This is a genomic window from Sporosarcina gallistercoris (assembly GCF_014836415.1).
Taxonomy (GTDB): Bacteria; Bacillota; Bacilli; order Bacillales_A; family Planococcaceae; genus Sporosarcina; species Sporosarcina gallistercoris.
The window spans coordinates 40,533-61,735 of record NZ_JACSQY010000002.1 but is presented as its reverse complement, the minus strand read 5'-3'; the positions used below and the strand labels follow the sequence as shown (position 1 = coordinate 61,735).

Below are 21,203 nucleotides of genomic sequence, written 5' to 3'. Positions count from 1 at the left end.
ATGAGTATATGGAGCAAAGGACGAGGTGATGATTATGAAGGAGAGGCATCCATTCAAGATTCCTGAGTTTGTCGCAGAACTCGGAAAAAAACGTATTGAAGGGTTTCCAGTAGAAGGATTTGTCTATGGCGAAGGCCCGCGTCATCCGAAGCTGATGCTGATCGGTGAAGCACCTGGGGAGACGGAAGCGCTAGGGGGCATCCCCTTTACGGGCAGGGCAGGGAAGGAACTTATGAAATCACTTGCTTCCATCGGACTCACGAGAGAAGACGTCTACATAACGAGTGCCGTACGAAGCCGCCCCTACCGCTATGGTCATCGGAAAGAACGGGATGGCACGTTCACGGAACGCAAATACAATCGTCCCCCGACGAAACACGAAATCCTTGCGCATGCACCCGTTCTCGATTTTGAAATCGCGAATGTCCAACCGGAACTGATTGTTACACTTGGTAACGTGGGGTTACAGAGACTGATCGGCAAGCATGCGAAAGTGACAGAGCTGCATGGAAAGCTGATCAACCAGCCCGTGCGTTTTTTGCGTGATTTGGAAGACACGGATTACGGGTGGACGGAAGAGTCGTATACAATCGTCCCCACTTTTCATCCGGCATCCATCTTTTATCGTCCTTCCCATCGTCCTTCTTTAGAATCGGATTGGCTGGAAATCGGTCGGATCCTTGGAGGGCAAAACGAACTGAAATCCCCTGATGAGACCGGGCAAACTATAATTGAAAGCAGGAATACGAATGGGACTTAACGCGGATGCGGCTCAAAAAACAAAACGGACGAAAGGGTCATTGAAAGAGTTTGTCAGCTTACTGAAGCAGTTGGACTGGCCGAAGGGGGTCACAGTGGCAGCTCTAGTGTTGGCGCTTTTTTCAACGCTAGCAAGTCTTGCAGTCCCTCTAGTGACGAAACAGCTCGTCGACTCATTGACAAGTGAGTTATTCAATTGGAAAACAGCTGTTTTCCTATTAGCTGTATTTGTCATCCAGGCACTGCTAGGCGGGGTATCCTACTACATGCTTGCCTATATCGGAGAAACGATTGTTGCGGACTTGAGGACACGACTCTGGGGCAAAGTGCTCCGGTTACCTGTCCCTTATTATGATGAAACCGAAACCGGGGAAACGATGAGCCGGATTACACAAGATACAACGATTTTGAAGCAGCTGGTTGCTGATCATTTGGTGTCGCTCATTACTGGCATCATTTCCATCATTGGAGCAATCGCGATTCTTCTGTACCTCGACTGGAAGATGACCCTCATCATGCTCATTAGCATTCCGATCAGTATGGCGATCATTTTCCCGTTAGGCCGGGTGATGCATAAAATCGCCAAAGCGACTCAAGCTGAAATGGCGAAGTTCTCAGGGCTCTTAGGCCGTGTACTTGGAGACATCCGTCTTGTGAAAGCATATCGGGCAGAACCGTATGAACAAGAAAAAGGATCCGTCGCGATTCGTTCGTTGTTCGGTTTTGGACTGCGCGAAGCAAAAATCCAAGCGGTCATATCGCCGGTTATGACGCTGATCATGATGGGGATTTTAGTGGCAATTTTGGGCTATGGCGGTGCTCAAGTGTCAAAAGGCACTTTATCCGCCGGAACACTCGTCGCGATCATTTTCCTTATGTTCCAGATCATTGTTCCGTTTGCGCAAATGGCTCAAGTTTTTACAGTATTCCAGAAAGCGGTCGGAGCCACGGAACGTATCCAACAAATCCTTGGAATGGACAGTGAGCGGACTGCAGGGGTAACAGGAGACCTTGAATCTGTACTCGCATTTGAAGACGTGTCGTTTGCTTACGAAAGCGAAAAGCCCATTTTGAAAAACGTGACGTTCCGAGCTGTTCCTGGAACTGTTACGGCTTTTGTGGGCCCGAGCGGAGGCGGGAAAACGACTTTGTTTTCCCTGATTGAACGATTTTACAAACCGATGTCAGGGAAAATATATCTTGGAGAACGACCTGTTGACGAGATTGAACTATCGGATTGGCGCGGACGAATCGGATATGTCTCACAGGAGAGTCCTTTGCTGAGCGGAACGATTGTCGACAACATCGCTTATGGACTGCCGGAGCGTCCGTCGATTGAAAAAATCCGGAATGCTGCATCGGCGGCAAATGCACTTGGATTCATCGAAGAGATGGAAGATGGTTTCGACACGCTTGTTGGAGAACGTGGCATGAAGCTCTCAGGTGGTCAACGACAAAGGATTGCAATCGCTCGTGCGCTGTTGCACAATCCATCCATCCTTTTACTGGACGAAGCGACGTCGAACTTGGATAGTGGTTCTGAAACACATGTACAGGAAGCGCTTCAGCGACTAATGGAAGGTCGTACGACACTGATTATTGCGCACAGATTGTCGACTGTAATCGATGCGGACCAATTAATCTTTTTGGAGAAGGGTGTCATTACGGGAATTGGAACGCATCAGGAATTATTGAAAACACATAAGATGTATGAAGAGTTTGCCGCGGGTCAAGGACTCGCTGAGAATCGACTCGTATAAGTGGAGAGGGCCTTTCGTTTAGGAAGGTCCTATTTCGATTGCTCCATTTGTTACCAATGATGGATTGCGAACAATGAAACTTGGGTAGACCTTAAAATACATATAAAAAATTTCAACCGGCAGATCCATTCTTTAGGAATTCGCAGCTGTTGAACAAAAGGAGGAATGCACTATCCATCAGCCAGTTGAGAAAAGCTTTTTTGAAAAGCCGGTACTGGAACTTGCCCAAGACTTGATTGGACAGCTGATTGTCCACGAACTCCCGACAGGTCCTGTCATCGCAAGAATTGTAGAAACGGAAGCCTATCATGGAGCGGAAGACCAAGCTGCACATAGCTTTCGAAATCGGAGAACCAAACGAACGGAAGTGATGTTTGGGGAGCCAGGAAGCGTGTATACGTATCAAATGCACACCCATACGTTAATGAATGTCGTCTGCGGACCGGTTGGAACTCCGCATGCGATTCTCATTCGTGCCGGTGAACCGGTCGAAGGATTGGAATTCATGCGCGAACGAAGAGGAGAAAAGCTTGCCATGAAAGATTGGACAAACGGACCAGGGAAATTGTCCAAAGCACTTGGAATTACGATGAATTATTATGGTCATCATTGGACAAATCGCCCATTATTCATCGCAAAGTCGGAAGCCGTGGGGGAAGTTGCCACAAGTCCTCGTATCGGTATTGCAAATGCAGGTGAAGCTGTCCACTATCCTTGGCGCTTTTACGAAAAAGACAATGCATTTGTTTCTAAATTCCGTCCATAGGTTTAGTTTTGGCAAAGACGTGGAAACTAATGAAGGTACAACAATACTTAACAATTCAAAAGGAGTGCATGTGAAAATGGCTAAGATTGCAACTGTACTTACGAATATGTTCGAGGACTCAGAGTACTCAGATCCAGCGAAGGCCTTCCAAGATGCTGGCCATGAAATCGTTACTATAGAAATGGAAGCAGGCACTGTCGTCAAAGGCATGAAAAAGGGTACGCCTGTCAGAATCGATAAGGGAATTAACGAAGTGAAGCCGGAAGATTTCGATGCGTTGTTCATCCCGGGTGGATTCTCTCCGGACCAGCTACGTGCAGATGAGCGTTTCGTCAACTTTGCGAAAGCCTTTATGGACGCAGACAAACCTGTATTTGCAATTTGTCATGGACCACAGCTGCTGATTACCGCAAAAGCACTGGAAGGTCGTGACGCGACAGGATATAAATCGATCCGTGTTGACATGGAATATGCAGGTACTAAATTCCATGACAAAGAAGTCGTGGTCTGTCAGAACCAACTTGTCACTAGCCGTCAGCCGGAAGATATCCCTGCTTTCAATCGCGAAGCACTCAAGCTGCTCGAAGCATAATTAGTCAAATTAGAAGTACTCATGAGAAGACCCCTTTGCGGGTCTTCTTTTAACTGAGTTGAAAACGCTTTAAAGGAGTGGTAAATTAAACGAAGCAATATACATAGCTAGAATAGCCTGAAAAGTGGCAAGACAGGAGGCGGAATCATTGGGAGAATGGCTTTTGGTGCTTGTCATCACCTTCGTTCTGTTTTCGTTTATGCTCTACTTTGTCGTACGGAATGCAATCGACAATTCAGCTAGGCTGAAAAGGTTGGAAGGAATCCTTGAAGAGATTTCAGAAGATTTGAAGAGAAGGAAATAAACCGTTTGTTCCAACGTGTTTACAAATTAGGGGGAAGATGCTTGAAAGTTTTAAAGATGGCTAGCGCTTTTATAGGGATTATCGTCGGAGCCGGTTTTGCTTCGGGGAAAGAGATTGTTCAATATTTTACAAGTTTCGGATTGCTAGGAATCATAGGGGGTATCGTGTCGACTGTCCTGTTTGCGTATTTCGGCATGGTCCTGACTCGCATCGGGAGCCGGATGCAAACCACCTCTCATAAAGAGGCCGTCTATAAAATCAGTGGGAAATACCTTGGGATAATAGTCGATGCGGTGATTGTCATCACATTATTTTCTGTAGGCGTTGTCATGATTGCAGGGGCAGGTTCCAACTTGAATCAGCAATTTGGATTACCTCCTTTCATAGGAAGCCTGCTCCTGGTCGTTCTGGTTTTTTTAACAGTATTATTGAATGTAGACCGCGTTGTGGCTGTAATCGGAAGTGTGACACCATTCCTCATACTCGCAGTCATCATCGTCTCGGTCTATTGCCTCACGAACATGTCGGATTCGTTCTCGAGCCTGAACAGTGTAGCGACCTCCATTCAAACACCATTGCCAAATTGGTGGGTTTCGGCGATTAACTACGTATCGTTCAATATTGCTGTCGGCGCGTCCATGTCCCTCGTTATGGGAGGGGCCGAAAAGGATGAAAAAGCGGCTGCTCTCGGGGGACTTGTTGGGGGACTTGGGCTTGGTATTATGATTTTGCTCAGTCACTTAGCCATTTTCTCGAAAATCGATGTAGTGAAAGATGCAGATTTACCGATGCTTGCAATCATCAATGACATCTCGCCGATTCTTGCCATTCTCATGGCGGTTGTCCTATATGGCATGATTTTCAATACGGCAGTCAGTATGTTCTACTCCTTCGGTGCACGATTTGTACGCCGTGGTACACAGAGATTCCGGATATTCGTTTTTGGTGTTCTTATAGTCGGATTCGGCTTAAGTTTCTTCGGATTCTCTGCGTTACTGGACTTCCTCTATCCATTCATAGGATATATTGGATTATTCCTCATGTTGACACTGTTGATCGCCTCATTCAGATTGCCTGAAAAAGCGTTAAGAAGTTCCAAGTAGAAACGAAAACAAGCCGTCATCGCGTAACCGATGACGGCTTGTTTTCGTTTTTTAAGCGTGTGCTAGTTCAAGTTGTACAGCGGGACCGAAGAATTCAAAGTGTACTTTTTCTTTGTCAATTCCCATTGCATACAGTTCACTAATCACTGCTTGCATGAATGGAGTCGGGCCGCAAACGTAAACGTCGCTGCCGGACAGAACGTTCTTCTCAAGGAATTCACGGTTGATGAACCCGTCACCTTCTTCAGAGTAAAGCGCTGCATAGCTGGAAGTTGCAAGAGATTCGTCCATTTCGCGAACGACTTTGTCGAATGCTTGGTGGCTGCGAGTCCGAGCTGAGTGCAGGAATGCTACAGGGCGTTCCGGTGTAGTAGTGGCAATGGTTTCGTACATCGCCATCATTGGAGTCACTCCGACCCCGCCACTGATTAATGTGACAGGTGCAGCGTTCTCTATGTCCAGGTAGAAGTCACCTGCTGGTGCGCTAAGTTCAACGATATCTCCCACGTTCAGCTGATCATGAAGGAAGACGGATGCTTTCCCGTTCGGGTTGTTTTCACCTTCACGTTTAACAGAGATGCGGAATGATTCACCGTTCGGCGCTTGGGAAAGGCTATATTGGCGGATTAACGTATTTTTTTCGCCTGGAATTTCAAGTTTGATACTGATGTACTGTCCTGGTTTGTAGGTTGGTACTTTACCGCCATCGACTGGTTTAAAGTAGAAAGATGTAATTACTTCACTTTCTTTGATTTTATCAGCAAGGACAAATCCTTTGAACAATTTCCAGCCGCCTTCTTCAGCTTCCATCTCGTCATACATGGATTTTTCTACACCTATGAATGCATCAGCGATTATGCCGTACGCTTCTTCCCATGCCCCAAGAATTTCGGGAGTTGCTGCATCTCCGAGTACTTCTTTAATGGCACCAAGAAGGTATTTTCCGACAATTGGATATTGTTCTGGAACAATACCGAGTGATACGTGCTTATTGGCGATTTGGACAACCGCTGGAATGATCGCTCCTAAGTTGTCGATATGTTTTGCGGCTGCAAGTACAGTATTTGCAAGTGCAGTCTGTTGACGTCCTTGCGCTTGGTTGACATGATTGAATACGTTCAACAGCTCAGGATGCGCCTCAAACATATTTTTGTAGAACACAGTTGTAATTGTTTTGCCATGCTGTTCGAGAACAGGTACAGTGGATTTAATAATATCAATTTTTTCTTGGGATAACATAATTGACACGACCTCTCGTAGTTGATGAGTAAAGCATAATCCTAATGAATTCAAAAAGCTATATAAAAAATACATCTTTAAAGACAGTTCGGATTTTAGTCACATTTCATTCAATGAATGGACAAAAAAGCACGATTTTAAAGAAGGAATGGTGAACGAGATGAGGTTGACGCTCTATACAGACTACTCGTTGCGTGTTTTGATTTTTTTGGCTGCTAAGCCAGAAGGCGAACTATCAACCGTAGCAGAAATATCCGGAGCATTCATGATTTCAAAAAATCATTTAACAAAAGTCGTGCATGAACTCGGCAAGGCAGACTTCATTGAAACAGTCCGTGGCAGGGGAGGCGGGATCCGTTTGAAAGTCCGTCCTGAACAGATTAATGTAGGCAACGTTGTTCGGAAGACGGAAGATGACTTTCAATTGGTGGAATGCTTCAATCGGGAATCGAATCAGTGTGTGCTCGCGCCCGCCTGTAGGCTGAAAGGAGTCTTGCAGGAAGCGTTGCAAGCATATTTGGCGATATTGGACCGGTATACGATAGCAGATTTTGTGCAAAATAAAGACGAAATCCGTATGCTTCTGTTTCCGCCATCGTTGTCGTGATGGTAAGATAAGAATGCGGCGATAGGTAAACAAATTAGGAGGAATTCACTTATGAACAAAGTACTTGTATTTGGTCACAAAAATCCCGATACGGATTCAATCGCATCAGCGATTACATATGCATATTTGAAACAACAAATCGGGTGGGACACAGAAGCTGTAAGACTTGGCAGTATTTCTGAAGAGACAGCGTTTGCATTGGAAACGTTCGGTTTTGAAGCACCGCGACAAATCGACCGAGCGGCGGCAGAAGCGACGCAAGTCATTTTGGTCGATCATAACGAAAAACAGCAAAGTGTGGATGACATTGAAGACGTGCGAGTTCTTGAAGTCATCGACCATCATCGGATTGCAAACTTCCAAACGAGTGATCCGCTTTACTACCGTGCGGAGCCGGTTGGCTGCACGGCAACAATTTTAAACAAGTTGTTTAAAGAACACGGCGTAGCGATCCCGAAAAACATTGCAGGACTCATGCTGTCGGCTATCATTTCCGATTCGTTGTTGTTCAAGTCACCAACGTTTACTGAAGAGGACCGTAAAGCAGCCGATGAACTTGCAGAAATCGCTGGTGTGGATCCAAGTGTTTACGGATTGGACATGCTGAAAGCAGGTGCTGATCTTAGCAGCAAAACGTTGGAAGAACTCATATCACTCGACGCGAAGACGTTTGAAGTCGGAGATGTGACAATGGAAATCGCGCAAGTCAATGCGGTGGATTTGAATGATGTATTGAATCGCAAAGTGGAGTTGACAGAGTTGCTGACGAAAGTAGTATCTGTGAAGAAGCTTGATTTATTCTTATTTGTCATCACGGATATTATTAACAACGATTCAATTGCAATTGCAGTTGGTGAAAAGGCATTCTCTGCTATGTCGGCGTTTAAAGTAGTCCCAGCGAATGACATGGCGATTTTGAAAGGAATTGTGTCGCGTAAGAAGCAAATTGTTCCAGTTTTGACGGAAGCATTTAAATAATAATGACGAAAAGCTGCCGGATGAGTGTTGTGCTCACTCATCCGGCAGCTTTTTTAGCAGGGAGTACTTGTTCCATGGGGTCCGGATTACGGATAATTTCTTGATTCTTTCGATTCCGCACCTCATCCTGCTGCTTCTATAAAGTCAGCACAATAGTGACTCGTTACTCCTTCAGGTCGAGCGGGCGTGTGGCTGGACCTTCCAATACAGAGCCATCTTTTCTGAAACGGGACCCGTGGCACGGGCAATCCCAAGTTTCGTCCCCTTTGTTCCACCGGGTGCGGCAACCCATATGGGTGCAAATGGGTGCATCCGTTCGAGTCAAATGACCACCTGTGAATTCCTTCAATACAAACCCGGTCGTTTTCAAAGCCTGTAGCAACAGTGTTCCAAACCCTGTACGATCGGGTGAGTATAGCGCGATGGCAGGGTTCGGTTGACCTGTGATCTGGTCTGTGACGATTTGGGCAGCTGCGAGGGAATTCGTCATTCCCCATTTACGGAAACCTGTACATATATGAACATAGGGCATCGCGGCCGAAATCGGTCCTGCATAAGGTATGAGATCCGGAGTGGAGGGGTCTTGCGCAGACCAGCTATGGATCGGTTCCCCGAGATGATAGACGGATTGCAGTTCTTCAGCAAGTCGGTTGTAGTTGAGGTCGGTATCGCCCGTGACACCTGCCTTATGGTCTTCACCCCCGAGTAAAAAGTGAGGACGTCCGTCGATGAATACAGTGCGAATCGAACGTTTCGGTTCATCCACAGATAAGTACTGGCTTTGCAACGGCATATCAGCAGGAGCGGAAAGCAGATAGGAACGTTTTACTTCCAGTTTCATAATGTTCATGCCGCGGAGCGCTTCTATTGGGTAATGCGTACATAACAGCAGTTCGTCAAAGGTGATGACAATGCCGGATGCAAGTTGCAAGGATTTGTTTTTCAAGTTCATAGACCGGACATCCGATTTCTCGCACAGTTGCGCCCCTTCAGAAACAGCAAGTTTGGCAATATGCTGACCAAATCGAACAGGATGGAGTTGAGCTTGGTCACTTAACGTGAGTGTTTCTTTAACAGTGATGGGTAATTCACAATTTAACCGCCTATCAAATGGGATGCCAAGCGTTTCATAGGCATCCGCCTCTTTCCTTAAAGCGTCCACTCCTATGGCGGTGCGTGCAAACAATACGGAATTCGATGGACGAAGTTCGTCACCTTCAGCGATGGACTGTGCGAACCGAATCGCCTGATCGTTCGTCTTATAATAGACTTTTGCGGATTCCGCGCCGAATGTCTTCAGTATGTCTGCATAGACTAAATCATGCTGCGTTGTCAGTTTCCCGGTCGTATTTCCGGAGGCTCCTTCAAGAATTCGATCTTTTTCAAGCAACAACACTTTCTTACCGGATTTTGCTAACAAATACGCTGCGGTGAGACCGCATAATCCTCCCCCTATAATACAAACATCACATGTCGTATCTGAAGAGGGGGGGAGATAGGTTTCGCGAGGATAGGCTGTTTCAAGCCATAGTGAGTTCAACATCATGATTTCCCTCCGTGTTCTGTAAGTTCACTTAAGTCCATCATCGCCAGAAATTATGGGATTTAACAAATGACTTCAAAAATACACGGATTCTTCTCAAATGTTCATGGGGAACGAGTAAACTGGAACTATACGAAAAACATGTCCGTACCTCTTGTCAAAACACTAGATTCACAGCATACTGTTAGAGTGGTACGTACATTCGAAAGGGTTGAGTAGAATGGCTAAGCAACAATGGCTCACTGATTTAAAAACAACGATTACTAAAGGGCAGCTTTTGCTGGATGAATCCCTTTCAAATTATACAAAGACAGAATTAGGCGGACATGCGGATTTACTCGTGATTCCTGAAACGGTTGGTGAAATGCAAACCACTGTCCGGTACGCATATGAACACGACATCCCGTTATTGTTACTTGGAAATGGATCCAACATGGTGGTTCGCGATGGCGGAGTTCGCGGTATCGTATTGCATCCTGTAAGATTGGATGTCATTACTGTGGACGGAACACACGTCCATGCTGAAGCTGGTGCACATATTATCGATGTATCCAAAGCAGCTGCTGCCGCGGGACTGACTGGATTTGAATTCGCTTGTGGAATCCCGGGTTCTGTCGGAGGCGCAATGGCGATGAATGCCGGAGCATATGGCGGGGAGATTAAAGACGTCATCGTGAAGTCTACCCTCATGAATCGAAAAGGGGAACTCTTTGTATTAACGAAAGAGGATCTTGGACTCGGATATCGTAAAAGCATTATCGCGGACGAAGGATATTTTGTTGTGTCTTCGGACTTCGATTTGCAACGTGGTGACCAGGAGACGATTGATGCGAAAGTGGCCGAATTGACATTTTTGCGTGAATCGAAGCAACCTCTCGAGTATCCATCTGCAGGGAGCGTATTTAAACGCCCTCCTGGGTATTTTGCTGGGAAACTGATACAGGAGAGCGGACTTCAAGGAAAAGGAATCGGTGGAGCTGAAGTCTCAACCAAACATGCGGGGTTCATCATCAACAAAAACCACGCAACTGCCACTGATTACATTCGGACCATTGAAATGGTTCAAGCAGAAGTGAAAAAACGTTTCGGTGTAGACCTCGAGCGTGAAGTGAAAATTGTCGGGGAACCAGCGGAGTAAGCAACCGATAGCAGCAAAACAAAAAGCAGGGAGCGCATTGGCACTCTCTGCTTTTATTTGTATTTATACATCAATCTTACAACTGACAAGAGACGGATCCTCCACGCGGTCATCTGTAATTCTCACCTGGCACATCTTTCCGTCATGCATGAATTTGAAGATGCCATTATTGAAATCTGTTCCGGTCTCTTTAAAGAAGATCCCTTCGAATCGGGCATCCTTTGTATAATTGAACGTGATACGGAATCCTTCCCCATCATCCGTCAGATAGGCTCGCAATCCTTTTTCGAACAATCCTTCAACGTCATGCTTAATGGAACGTGCAACCGATACGACGTGGAAATCGACAAACGTGATTTCACGCAACAAGACGTTCATGAACGAGCCTTTCGTAATTTCTTCCCAACGGCTTTGCGCGGTTTGACCGATGATGATTTGAGTCACATTCCGGTCATGCGCAACTTGTTTGATCACTTTTGCGGTGGGTCTGCTTTCGTTATCACGTACGATGAATTCATCTGCTTCCAATTGGTCTGCAAGTTCACGCCATCTGTCAATGTAATCCGATTTGTCTGCATCCATATCATCTAACGGCCGTGGATCGACTGTTAAGATGTATAGAGGGCAGTCCATAGCGCTTGCCATCTGATGCCCCCGGCGGATGAGCCGCTCTCCGTTCGGTCCGTAATACACACAGACGAGAATACTTTCATCCATGCGTCCTTTCACTTTTCCCATGTAGTCCTCCACCTCCCTAGAAGCTGAATACTGGACGGTCTCACACGCGTCTGCATCGCTTCAAGTGCGCTTGACTTAAATATTGTGTATACTTTAGGTTGAAACCAAAACACAACCGCCATCGTTTGAACGTTAGTCCTGAAACTAAAAGATAGTTTCAGGCTTGTTCACTGTTCTCACATGGCACTCATTATCGCCGGCTTTTCGATCCGCGTCAAGCCGTCATGGAAACTTTTCTGCGGATTCTTGAAAACCCCGTACAATTATTGCTGCGACTTTCCAAGCTTTGACCATCCGTTAGAAGACTCTGATGATAGGACCCGTGTTATCTTTTTGATTGGGGGGTACGACGAAATGATGATACCCATACTTATTATGGTGCCGTTTCTGGCATCGCTTTTTGTTCCGTTTCTTTATACATATGTACGCAGTAAGAATATCGGTTGGATGGTCTTACCGGTGCCCTTGATTTTGTTTGTCATTCTGAGTCTCCAGATTCCGAATCTCGCTTCAGGAGGGGATCTATTCCACACCATCCGATGGTTGAACGCCGCAAATATCCACTTCACCACTCACTTAGATGGCCTTAGTATGATTCTAGGATTGCTCATCACTGGCATGGGAACGCTCGTTGTCATGTACTCCATTTACTATCTATCAGAACGAGAAGCACTCGGTCGCTTTTATATGTATTTATTGCTGTTCATGGGTTCCATGCTCGGTGTTGTCTTTTCAGATAACATACTGGTACTTTACGTATTTTGGGAGTTAACGAGTGTTTCATCATTCCTGCTTATCGCTTTTTGGCACCAACGTAAAAATTCCCGTGCGGGTGCGAAGAAGGCCATGCTCATCACAGTGACAGGCGGAATCGGCATGCTTGTCGGTTTTCTTATGCTGCACCAAATGACGGGGACCTATAGTATCCAAGAGATGATTGGAATGGCTGAAATGCTGCCTTCGTACGATCTTTTCATCCCAGCGATGCTCCTCATTCTGCTTGGCGCATTTACGAAATCCGCTCAATTCCCGTTCCATATATGGCTTCCGGATGCTATGGAAGCACCGACGCCGGTCAGCGCTTACTTACACTCAGCCACGATGGTCAAGGCGGGGATCTACCTTGTCGCTCGCTTCATCCCGGTATTCGGTGGAAGTGAAGTATGGTTCTATTCGGTGACGTTCGTCGGATTGCTGACGTTGTTATGGGGTTCGTTCAACGCGGTCCGCCAAAACGACTTGAAAGCGCTCCTCGCCTATTCAACAATCAGTCAGCTTGGTCTGATCATGAGTTTACTCGGAATCGGTTCAGCAGCCATGCTGGACATACCTGGGTTGGACAAAACCATCTATACCGCTGCTGCTTTTGCAGGACTCTTCCATTTGATCAACCACTCCACATTCAAAGGTGCGTTGTTCATGATTATCGGAATCGTAGACCATGAACTGGGGACGCGTGATATCCGGAAACTGGGAGGACTCGCGATTTTCATGCCAATCACTTTCACGATTGCGCTCGCAGGCAGCTTTTCAATGGCAGGATTGCCGCCTTTTAATGGCTTCTTAAGTAAGGAACTCTTTTTGGAAGCGAGTCTTGCTGTGCAGCATTTAGGATTGCCAGGAGTCGATGTCTGGATTCCGATTGTCGCATGGATAGCAAGCATTTTCACATTTGTTTACTGCATGATTATCGTCTTCCAAACGTTTTTCGGCCGCCAGCAGCAACAGCCGGCATGGGTCGATCGCGGCGCACACGATCCGCACTACGGGATGCTTGTTGCACCAGCCGTTTTAGGGGTTTTGATTGTAGGGTTATTCTTTTTCCCTAACGTACTAGGGAAATGGATTTTGAAACCAGCCATGGCGGCAGTTTTTCCGTCACTTGGCGATTCTGAACTACTTGTGCCGCACATTGCTGCGTGGCATGGTTTCAGTCCAGCCCTGTGGATGACGATTGGAATCATTCTGGTTGGTGCGATTCTCTACATTTTCTTACGACAATGGAGAAGAATCTATACGATTGCTCCGTTCAGTTGGAAGATTGACAGCATCTATACAATATTGCTGATGCAACTGGAAGGAAATTCCTATCACTTGACCAATAAGTACATGACGGGGCATTTGCATCGTTACTTTACGTATATTTTCCTGTTTTTCATTACGATGATGGGGATTGCATTGAGTTTTGTTTGGCGTCTCGCGTTCAGCTTTTCGGAGGACGCAATCGTGACGGTCAATGAATACGTCCTCGTGATTGTCATGATGGCCGCAGCTATTACCATTGTTTTTGTGAATTCACGATTGGTCGCGATTCTACTGAATGGTGTCCTCGGATTTACAGTTGCCTTTCTGTTCGTCGTTTTGAGAGCACCTGATTTGGCGCTCACTCAAATTGTCGTGGAAACAGTGACGACTGTGCTGTTCCTGCTCACATTCCGGTTCATGCCGGATTGGAAGAAAGAGCGGCCTCGCCGTCCAGTGAAGGCTTTGAATGCATTCATCGCAATCGCTACAGGACTGATCGTCATTATCACAGCACTTATCGTACAAGGGAATCGGTTGTTCGATCCGATTTCCAACTATTTTGAAGACGCGAAGACGCTCACAGGTGGAGGCAATATCGTCAACGCGATTTTAGGGGACTTCCGAGCGTTCGATACGATGCTCGAAGTGGTCGTCCTGCTGATCGGCGGGCTTGGTGTTTATGTATTGATCAAATTGAAAGTAAAAAAGGACGGTGACGGCAATGAAAATCAATGACGTCATCTTGCGCACCGTCACGAAAATCGTCGTGTTCATCATCTTGACGTTCGGTGTCGAGCTCTTCATATCCGGGCATAACGATCCGGGTGGCGGATTCTCGGGAGGGCTTGTGCTCGCCTCGGCGTTACTGTTGCTGTATATGACATACGATATTGAAACCGTGCACAAAGGGATTCCATTCGATTTCAAGAAAATTGCTGGACTCGGTGTGTTTCTAGCGGTAGCAAGCAGTGCAATTTCCATGCTGTTCAGTAAGCAATTCTTGACTCAAGAAAAAGGGGAATTTGCGCTGCCGGTGTTTGGAGTGACAGAGCTCTCGACGGTGCTAATATTTGAAGCGGGTGTAGCGCTAACCGTGGTCGGCGTTGTCGTGACGATTCTGTTGACGATTAGTGAGGATGTGAGTTGAATGGAGACCTTAATTACATTACTGGTAGGCGTTCTCGTCATGGTAGCGGTCTATTTACTGCTGTCGCGAAATTTTGTGCGGATTATTTTAGGGACTGCCATTCTCTCTCACGCGATTCACTTACTGATCCTGGCAATGGGCGGTTTGAAAAAGGGGGGAGCGCCTTTACTGACGGAAGAAGGATCGACGTACACCGACGCGCTTCCTCAAGCGCTCATCTTGACAGCAATCGTGATCAGCTTTGCCGTCACTGCTTTTCTCCTGGTACTCGCATACCGGATTTACCGGGAAACGGGTGCTGATAATTTGGATGACGTAAGGAGAGAGTTAGATGAATAATGCACTCGTATTGCCTGTCCTCATTCCGCTGCTCACTGCAATCGTGCTGACATTCTTCCGCAATTCGTTCGTTTTGCAGCGAGCACTGAGCTTCTTAGCAACTGCGAGTTCTGCTGGAATCGGTGTGCACTTGTTGCTGCGGGTACAATCTGAAGGGATTTTACGATTGGATTTTGGCGGTTGGGAACCCCCATATGGCATCCTATTTGTCGGAGATTCGTTCGCGTTGTTATTAGTTACGGCTGCTGCAACAGTCACCAATATTATTTTACTATACGCGTTTTCAACGATTGGAGAAGCGTACGAGAAGATGTATGTCTATCCGCTAATCCTGTTCTTGCTAGCGGGCGTCAACGGCTCGTTTTTAACAGGTGACATCTTCAACTTGTTCGTCTGTTTTGAAGTGATGCTGCTTGCATCGTACGCACTCCTCATACTTGGGGGACGAAAAGTCCAACTCGTTGAAGCATTCACCTATATTACGATTAATGTGTTAGCGTCATGGTTTTTCCTGCTCGCGATTGCGTATTTGTATGGCGCAACTGGGACGCTTAACATGGCGCAATTAGCAGTACGTGTGACGGAAAATGGGCAAGGTCCTGTGCTGACGGTGATTAGTCTGATTTTCTTACTCGTCTTCAGTTTAAAAGCTGGATTGCTGCTGTATTTCTGGCTGCCCGGTTCCTACAGCGCGCCGCCTGCAGCAATTGCGGCTTTGTTCGGCGCATTGCTCACGAAAGTCGGGATTTACGCACTGATACGCATATTCACACTCGTGTTCCACCATTCACCTGAGATTACGCAGACGATTATCGGAATCATGGCTGCACTGACATTGATTGGCGGGAGCATCGGTGCACTTTCTTCCACGGATATCCGGCAGATTATCGCTTATAACGTTGTCATTGCAGTAGGGTTCATCCTCGTTGGGCTTGCTGCCGGAAATGAGGTTGCGCTGCAAGGTTCGATCTACTATGTGTTACATGACATGGTCGTAAAAGCGATGCTGTTTCTAGCGGGCGGATTGATGATCTCATTGACAGGGAAAGCGAAAATCGAGGAAATCAGTGGCTTGTTACGGAACTATCCAGCACTCGGCTGGCTATTCTTTGTTGCCATGTTATCGCTCACAGGGATTCCACCGTTCAGCGGGTTCATAGGGAAAGTGCTGCTTGGTGAAGGACTGATCGAAGCCGAAACGTATGTGTTGCTGACTTTAGCGTTTGTGTCGAGTTTGTTCGTATTGTATTCGTTATTGAGAATTTTCCTCAATTGTTTCATGGGGGAGGCGATCATCGGAAGTGAAGAACAAGTCGTGCTGAAGAAACGGACGCTGCTGCCCATCGTGATACTGGGAGCCTTGACGCTCGCAATCGGGATTGGCGCGGACTGGCTCGCACCATTTGTGAATGACGCGGCGGCGACGTTGGTCGACCCGCAGTCGTATATTGATGCTGTATTGGATAAAGAAGCGCTGCTGAGAAACTGACGCTGAGGAAAGGGGACGGAAAAATGCCTGGTCAACTGTTATTGAACTTGTTCATTGCATTTCTATGGATGCTGCTCATCGATGAAGACGAATTGCGTTTTTCCACGTTCTACGCAGGCTTTCTCGTAGGAATCGGAATCCTGTTCTTCATGCACCGTTTTTTCGGCACACGCTTCTATTTACGGCGCGTGTATGCGGTCGTGAGATTATTCTTCATATTTGTCTGGGAACTGATTCAATCGAGTACGGTTGTTTTGCGTCAGATATTGAGCCCGCGTTTGAAGATTGAACCAGGAATCTTCAAGTACGAAACCATATTGCGCAGTGATGTGGAAATTACGATGCTTTCGATGCTGCTGACATTGACACCTGGTTCTGTCGTTATGGAAGTGACACCGGAAAGTGATGCGTTGTACATCCATGCGATGGACGTACAAGAATCCCGCGATGGGTTGATCAAACAATTGAAGAACTTCGAAAAAGCGATTATGGAGGTGACCCGATAATGATAGAGATCATGCTAGCGATATCCGTTGTGCTGTTTGCGGTAACAATTGCGATCGCCGTTCTCCGACTCATCATCGGTCCCTCCATGCCGGACAGAGTCATTGCGATGGATGTCATCGGCGTGAATCTGCTCGCCACAATCGGGGTCGTTTCGATTGTGAACGGAACGAAAGCATATTTGGAAGTCATCCTGATTCTTGGAATTCTGTCTTTCATCAGCACAATCGCCTTTTCCAAGTATATCGAGAGGGGGGTTATCGTTGAACGAAAACGAGATCGGTGAATTCATCGGCGCCCTGCTTATCCTCTTCGGAAGTATTTTTAGTGTCATCAGTGTGTTCGGACTCATTCGATTGCCTGATGTCTACACACGCTCGCACGCAGCGACAAAAAGTTCCACACTGTCTGTCTTATTGACGCTGATCGGCGTGTTCCTATACTTCTTGTTCCATGACCATTTTGTCAGCGTCCGTGTGTTGCTAGGCATTGTGTTCGTATTCCTCACGGCACCAGTTGCGGGTCACCTCATCATTCGTGCTGCATATCGATCGAAAGTGGAACTTGCCGATATCTCAGTGGAAGATGAACTGTATGAAGTGATTCATGGCGATCCAGACACAGAGAGCAAAAAAAAGCCTGACGAAGAGCGCTCATAACTTCTTCTTCATAACCTAATTACGTCTTGAATCCCTTTTTCTTTTGAACGATTTTCAGACTGTAGACATACTCCAGAAATCATGGGGCTTGCCTACAGTCTTTTTCTTTTTCAATGGAATAAACAATGAAAAGTTGATTTCCGCTGCGAGCGGACGCTTTCCGAGGGGCACGGCTTCAGCCGCTTCCTTCGCTTTGCTCAGTCCAGGGTCTTCAGCTCGTGCTGATCCCTCCGGAGTCGCCGCTCTCCGCTACAATCAACAGGATCTCCCAACTATCAAATGAGATGATGGAAATGATGACGAAGAATCAAGTTAATGAACGGGAACGGATGGAAATGCTTACGATCGAACAGGTAGTTCCGCAAGACCACCTGGTTCGTAAATTAGATGCAGCTAGTGATTTTTCCTTCATTTATCCATTGGGTGAAAGATGTGAATGTCTCATGGAAAATTCAATTGGTTGAAGTGAAGGACGGCGACTCCTAGGAATCAGCGAAAGCCGTAACGAAGAACGGCTTTTGCGAGTAAAAGCGAAGCGTTAGGAGCACGTGTTTCCAAAAAATTGGACTGAGCAAAGCGAGGACGATTAATGATGCCTTAATTTTAGCGAAGTTCACTAAAATACGGCCAAGCGAACGCTTCGCGGTTCGATTGGCTGAGGGCAAGCCCCCGGAAAGCGCCCGTCCGGAATGGAGATCAACGGCCTGTTAGCTTTCATTTTCAGAGTCAACGATGCAAAAAAGACAAAAAGGAGGAATCAAATTGTTTCCCAACCCTTTTGTCTACAGTCTTGAATCCCTTTCTATTTTGAAAGGGATTTTATTGTGCTGCAACGAATATAAATTAAGTACTGTGAAAATTAGGGATGGAGGAGAGTTCCATGGCGAAACATGCCCAGCATAAAAAGAGAATGGGGAAGCCGGCAAAGGTCATTCTATGGATCCTAGCGACACTTGTTGCGATCGCTGCAGCTGCGCTTATTTTTATAAACGTTTACATAGGGAAGTCGAAAGCAGTGATTGAAGGGAATGTTCAGCTCTCTGTATTGGACGATAACGTCACCGTAACTCGGGATGAAAATGGTGTACCGCATTTGGATGCAAAGTCCGATGCCGATTTGTACCGGGCACAAGGCTACGTGCATGCGCAAGATCGTCTATTTCAAATGGATCTCGCACGTAGGCAGGCGAGCGGCAGGTTATCCGAAGTGGTCGGTGCGAAAGCGATCGACACTGACAAACAGTTCCGCACATTCAGCTTGAGGAACGCAGCGGAGAAATCATTCGACACCTATAGCGACGACGCGAAACAGGTGTTGGAGTGGTACACAGATGGAGTCAACGAATTCATCGAAGAAGTAAAAGACAATGGGAAGTTGTCCTATGAATTCAAGCTGCTCGGCTATGAGCCTGAACCATGGACTCCTATTGACTCGCTGACTATCGGAAAGTATATGGCGTATGACCTTGGTGGGAAATGGACGCCGCAAGCGATGCGGCATTGGGCGCTTAATGAATACTCTGAAGAGAAAGCCCAAGAGTTGTTCATCACCTACCCGGAAAATGCGGAATCCATTATGGAAGCGAATAAGAAAAATCCAGTCCAAGTTACAGGACAGTTTGACCCTGGATTACTTCCGTATGAATTTAATGGGAGCAATAACTGGGTAGTCTCAGGTGACAAAACCAAATCCGGTATGCCGTTACTTGCGGATGATCCGCATTTAGGGCTGAGCACACCTTCGATTTGGCACCAAATCCATTTGAAGTCGCCAGAACAGAATGTTAGCGGGGTCATTTTTGCAGGTATTCCGGGCATCATCCTCGGACATAACGAAAAAGTAGCGTGGGGAGTAACCAACGTTGGTCCGGACGTCCAGGATCTCTATATTGAAATACCGAACCCGGACGATCCGACCCAATTCCAATATGATGACGAATGGGAGCAAGCCGAAGTGCGCGACGAGACCATCCGTGTGAAGGATGAAGAGGATGTCCCATTCGAAGTGATCGTCACCAGGCATGGACCAATCATTACAGATGTCATTTATAAAGATGAAAAGCCGGACGCGGTGTTCTCGATGCAGTGGACTGCACTCGAGCCGAGCAATGAGCTTGAAGCGATTATGGATTTAAACAAAGCGGATGATTGGGAGTCGTTTGAAACGGCGTTGGAGGCATTCAGTGCACCCGCCCAAAACTTTGTCTTCGCTTCAACGGACGGCACAATTGCATTCAAAGCGAACGGAAAAATTCCAATCCGTAAAAAAGGTGACGCCCAGCTTCCAGTGCCCGGAAATTCATCTGAATATGGTTGGGATGGCTACGTTCCGTACGATGAATTGCCGACTGTTGTAAATCCTGAAGAGGGTTTCATCGCCACTGCAAACAACGAAGTAGTGGATGAAAAGTACCCCTATCACATCACAAAGTTTTGGGCACAGCCATATCGCTACGAGCGGATTGCGGAAGTACTTCGCGAAGGTGATGATTTTACAGCGGACGATATGATGGACTTACAGATGGATCAGAAGAATTTACATGCTGGAGAATTTTTGGACTCGCTGATCGGTTCGATTGAAAAGATGGACCGGAAAGGGAGTTACAAAGAAATTTTAGCTCAGCTGAAGGACTGGGACCAGGTGGATTCAGTGGATGCACCGCAGCCTCTTGTATTTCATAAGCTCATGAAACAGCTGCCAGTGGCAATGTTTGCCTCGGATATGCCAGCAGACGTCTACGAGTTCATGCCAGGAAAGCCGCAATTGACGGATCAGTTTTTACGCAATGCATATAATGGGGATCCTTCTACCTGGGTGGAGGAGTATGGCGGAGTCGATCAATGGGTATTTGATGCGTTTGAAAAAACGATGGCAAGCTTGAAAGAGGATTACGGGGATAATTATGAAAAGTGGCAGTGGGGCGATTTCCATCAGCTTGTATTCCCACATCCATTATCTAGCGCTTCGCCGGTTTTAGCACGCTTCTTGGATCCGGAAAAGCAACCTGTCGGCGGGTCGGGAATTACAGTTCAGGCGGCATCGTTCAAAGATGATGGCAGTGCGAATCACGGAGCCTCGTGGCGTTTTGTTGCGGATCTGGATGACCTATCAAAGGCATACCATATTGTCGGCCCTGGTCAAAGTGGACACGTGAAGTCACAATGGTTCCATGATCAGGCAGACGATTGGCTCCGCGGTGATTTCCATGAAACTGTATTAGAGGGCGACGTGAAAGATGGGCACGTATTGACGTTGGAAGCGAAATAAGCAGATGAAGCAGGGGTGCCAGGTGCCCCTGTTTTTTCTTGCGATAAATAGTGCCTCAGTAGAGAGGAGTGCTCATAAATCTAAAAAAACGCTCATAAATCAAGAGAGGTGATCATAAATCACAGAATTCGCTCATAAACCCCGAAATCCGCTCATAAATCGTTAATAGTGCTCATAACCCAAGTAAAATGCTCATAAAACTCAAAATGTGCTCATAGCCCCCTCACCCACCCTCTCGTGCAGAG

20 protein-coding genes and 1 pseudogene are annotated in these 21,203 nt (G+C 46.7%); 18 read left to right on the top strand and 3 right to left on the bottom strand.

The genetic code is table 11. The features are described from left to right. Nucleotides 1-34 precede the first annotated feature (34 nt). The 6 genes from H9659_RS03575 to H9659_RS03550 all read left to right on the top strand — a co-directional run bounded on the left by H9659_RS03575 (nucleotide 35) and on the right by H9659_RS03550 (nucleotide 5,284). A complete protein-coding gene (locus H9659_RS03575; RefSeq protein ID WP_191688587.1) occupies nucleotides 35-760 on the top strand; it encodes a uracil-DNA glycosylase in 726 nt (241 codons plus the stop codon). Further along, a complete protein-coding gene (locus tag H9659_RS03570) occupies nucleotides 750-2,519 on the top strand; it encodes an ABC transporter ATP-binding protein (RefSeq protein WP_191688586.1) in 1,770 nt (589 codons plus the stop codon). The genes H9659_RS03575 and H9659_RS03570 overlap by 11 nt, the downstream gene beginning before the upstream one ends. Before the next feature lie 172 nt (nucleotides 2,520-2,691). Continuing rightward, nucleotides 2,692-3,285 (top strand): DNA-3-methyladenine glycosylase, encoded by a 594-nt coding sequence (locus H9659_RS03565; protein ID WP_191688879.1) that lies wholly within the window; start codon nucleotides 2,692-2,694, stop codon nucleotides 3,283-3,285. Between the two features lie 76 nt (nucleotides 3,286-3,361). Then, entirely contained in the window at nucleotides 3,362-3,877 is a 516-nt protein-coding gene (locus H9659_RS03560) for a type 1 glutamine amidotransferase domain-containing protein (protein WP_191688585.1), read from the top strand. 148 nt (nucleotides 3,878-4,025) lie between these two features. Beyond that, nucleotides 4,026-4,181, top strand: a complete 156-nt coding sequence (locus tag H9659_RS03555; protein ID WP_191688584.1) for a hypothetical protein — start codon at nucleotides 4,026-4,028, stop codon at nucleotides 4,179-4,181. Between the two features lie 56 nt (nucleotides 4,182-4,237). Next, nucleotides 4,238-5,284, top strand: a complete 1,047-nt coding sequence (locus H9659_RS03550) for a YkvI family membrane protein (protein ID WP_191688878.1) — start codon at nucleotides 4,238-4,240, stop codon at nucleotides 5,282-5,284. A 51-nt stretch (nucleotides 5,285-5,335) separates the two neighbouring features. On the opposite strand, the gene hmpA is transcribed toward H9659_RS03550, so the two are convergent. Next, nucleotides 5,336-6,523, bottom strand: a complete 1,188-nt coding sequence (hmpA, locus tag H9659_RS03545; RefSeq protein WP_191688583.1) for an NO-inducible flavohemoprotein — start codon at nucleotides 6,521-6,523, stop codon at nucleotides 5,336-5,338. A gap of 160 nt (nucleotides 6,524-6,683) precedes the next feature. Between hmpA and H9659_RS03540 the strand changes: the two genes are divergently transcribed. Together H9659_RS03540 and H9659_RS03535 are read left to right on the top strand one after the other, a co-directional pair. Next, nucleotides 6,684-7,130, top strand: a complete 447-nt coding sequence (locus H9659_RS03540; protein WP_191688877.1) for an Rrf2 family transcriptional regulator — start codon at nucleotides 6,684-6,686, stop codon at nucleotides 7,128-7,130. A 51-nt stretch (nucleotides 7,131-7,181) separates the two neighbouring features. Continuing rightward, nucleotides 7,182-8,108, top strand: a complete 927-nt coding sequence (locus H9659_RS03535) for a manganese-dependent inorganic pyrophosphatase (RefSeq protein ID WP_191688582.1) — start codon at nucleotides 7,182-7,184, stop codon at nucleotides 8,106-8,108. A gap of 163 nt (nucleotides 8,109-8,271) precedes the next feature. Here the strand turns inward: H9659_RS03535 and H9659_RS03530 are convergent, their stop codons facing one another. Further along, entirely contained in the window at nucleotides 8,272-9,654 is a 1,383-nt protein-coding gene (locus H9659_RS03530) for an FAD-dependent oxidoreductase (RefSeq protein WP_225217637.1), read from the bottom strand. 217 nt (nucleotides 9,655-9,871) lie between these two features. Between H9659_RS03530 and murB the strand changes: the two genes are divergently transcribed. Further along, nucleotides 9,872-10,789: a UDP-N-acetylmuramate dehydrogenase gene (gene murB / locus H9659_RS03525; RefSeq protein ID WP_191688581.1), complete on the top strand. Its 918-nt coding sequence runs from the start codon at nucleotides 9,872-9,874 to the stop codon at nucleotides 10,787-10,789. A gap of 63 nt (nucleotides 10,790-10,852) precedes the next feature. Here the strand turns inward: murB and H9659_RS03520 are convergent, their stop codons facing one another. After that, complete coding sequence (locus tag H9659_RS03520) at nucleotides 10,853-11,527, bottom strand: universal stress protein (protein WP_191688580.1); 675 nt, start codon at nucleotides 11,525-11,527, stop codon at nucleotides 10,853-10,855. Nucleotides 11,528-11,881: 354 nt separating this feature from the next. Between H9659_RS03520 and H9659_RS03515 the strand changes: the two genes are divergently transcribed. The 9 genes and pseudogenes from H9659_RS03515 (at nucleotide 11,882) to H9659_RS03475 (ending at nucleotide 20,958) form a co-directional block, all read left to right on the top strand. Next, entirely contained in the window at nucleotides 11,882-14,287 is a 2,406-nt protein-coding gene (locus tag H9659_RS03515; protein ID WP_225217636.1) for a Na+/H+ antiporter subunit A, read from the top strand. Beyond that, nucleotides 14,274-14,699: a Na(+)/H(+) antiporter subunit B gene (locus H9659_RS03510; protein WP_191688579.1), complete on the top strand. Its 426-nt coding sequence runs from the start codon at nucleotides 14,274-14,276 to the stop codon at nucleotides 14,697-14,699. Before H9659_RS03515 ends, H9659_RS03510 begins: the two co-directional genes overlap by 14 nt. Further along, nucleotides 14,700-15,038, top strand: a complete 339-nt coding sequence (locus tag H9659_RS03505; RefSeq protein ID WP_191688578.1) for a Na(+)/H(+) antiporter subunit C — start codon at nucleotides 14,700-14,702, stop codon at nucleotides 15,036-15,038. It begins immediately after the preceding gene. Then, complete coding sequence (locus H9659_RS03500; protein ID WP_191688577.1) at nucleotides 15,031-16,527, top strand: Na+/H+ antiporter subunit D; 1,497 nt, start codon at nucleotides 15,031-15,033, stop codon at nucleotides 16,525-16,527. The genes H9659_RS03505 and H9659_RS03500 overlap by 8 nt, the downstream gene beginning before the upstream one ends. A gap of 23 nt (nucleotides 16,528-16,550) precedes the next feature. Then, nucleotides 16,551-17,033 carry a Na+/H+ antiporter subunit E gene (locus H9659_RS03495; protein WP_191688576.1) on the top strand — a complete coding sequence of 161 codons (483 nt, stop codon included), beginning with the start codon at nucleotides 16,551-16,553 and terminating at the stop codon, nucleotides 17,031-17,033. Then, the gene (locus H9659_RS03490) at nucleotides 17,033-17,317 is read left to right on the top strand and encodes a Na(+)/H(+) antiporter subunit F1 (protein ID WP_191688575.1); all 285 of its coding nucleotides are present in this window, start codon (nucleotides 17,033-17,035) and stop codon (nucleotides 17,315-17,317) included. The genes H9659_RS03495 and H9659_RS03490 overlap by 1 nt, the downstream gene beginning before the upstream one ends. Beyond that, nucleotides 17,295-17,690 carry a Na+/H+ antiporter subunit G gene (locus H9659_RS03485; RefSeq protein ID WP_191688574.1) on the top strand — a complete coding sequence of 132 codons (396 nt, stop codon included), beginning with the start codon at nucleotides 17,295-17,297 and terminating at the stop codon, nucleotides 17,688-17,690. The genes H9659_RS03490 and H9659_RS03485 overlap by 23 nt, the downstream gene beginning before the upstream one ends. Before the next feature lie 293 nt (nucleotides 17,691-17,983). Continuing rightward, nucleotides 17,984-18,118 (top strand): annotated as a pseudogene (locus H9659_RS03480) (IS5/IS1182 family transposase); the annotation flags it as partial. A 452-nt stretch (nucleotides 18,119-18,570) separates the two neighbouring features. Next, entirely contained in the window at nucleotides 18,571-20,958 is a 2,388-nt protein-coding gene (locus H9659_RS03475; RefSeq protein WP_191688573.1) for a penicillin acylase family protein, read from the top strand. The last annotated feature ends 245 nt before the right edge of the window (nucleotides 20,959-21,203 follow it).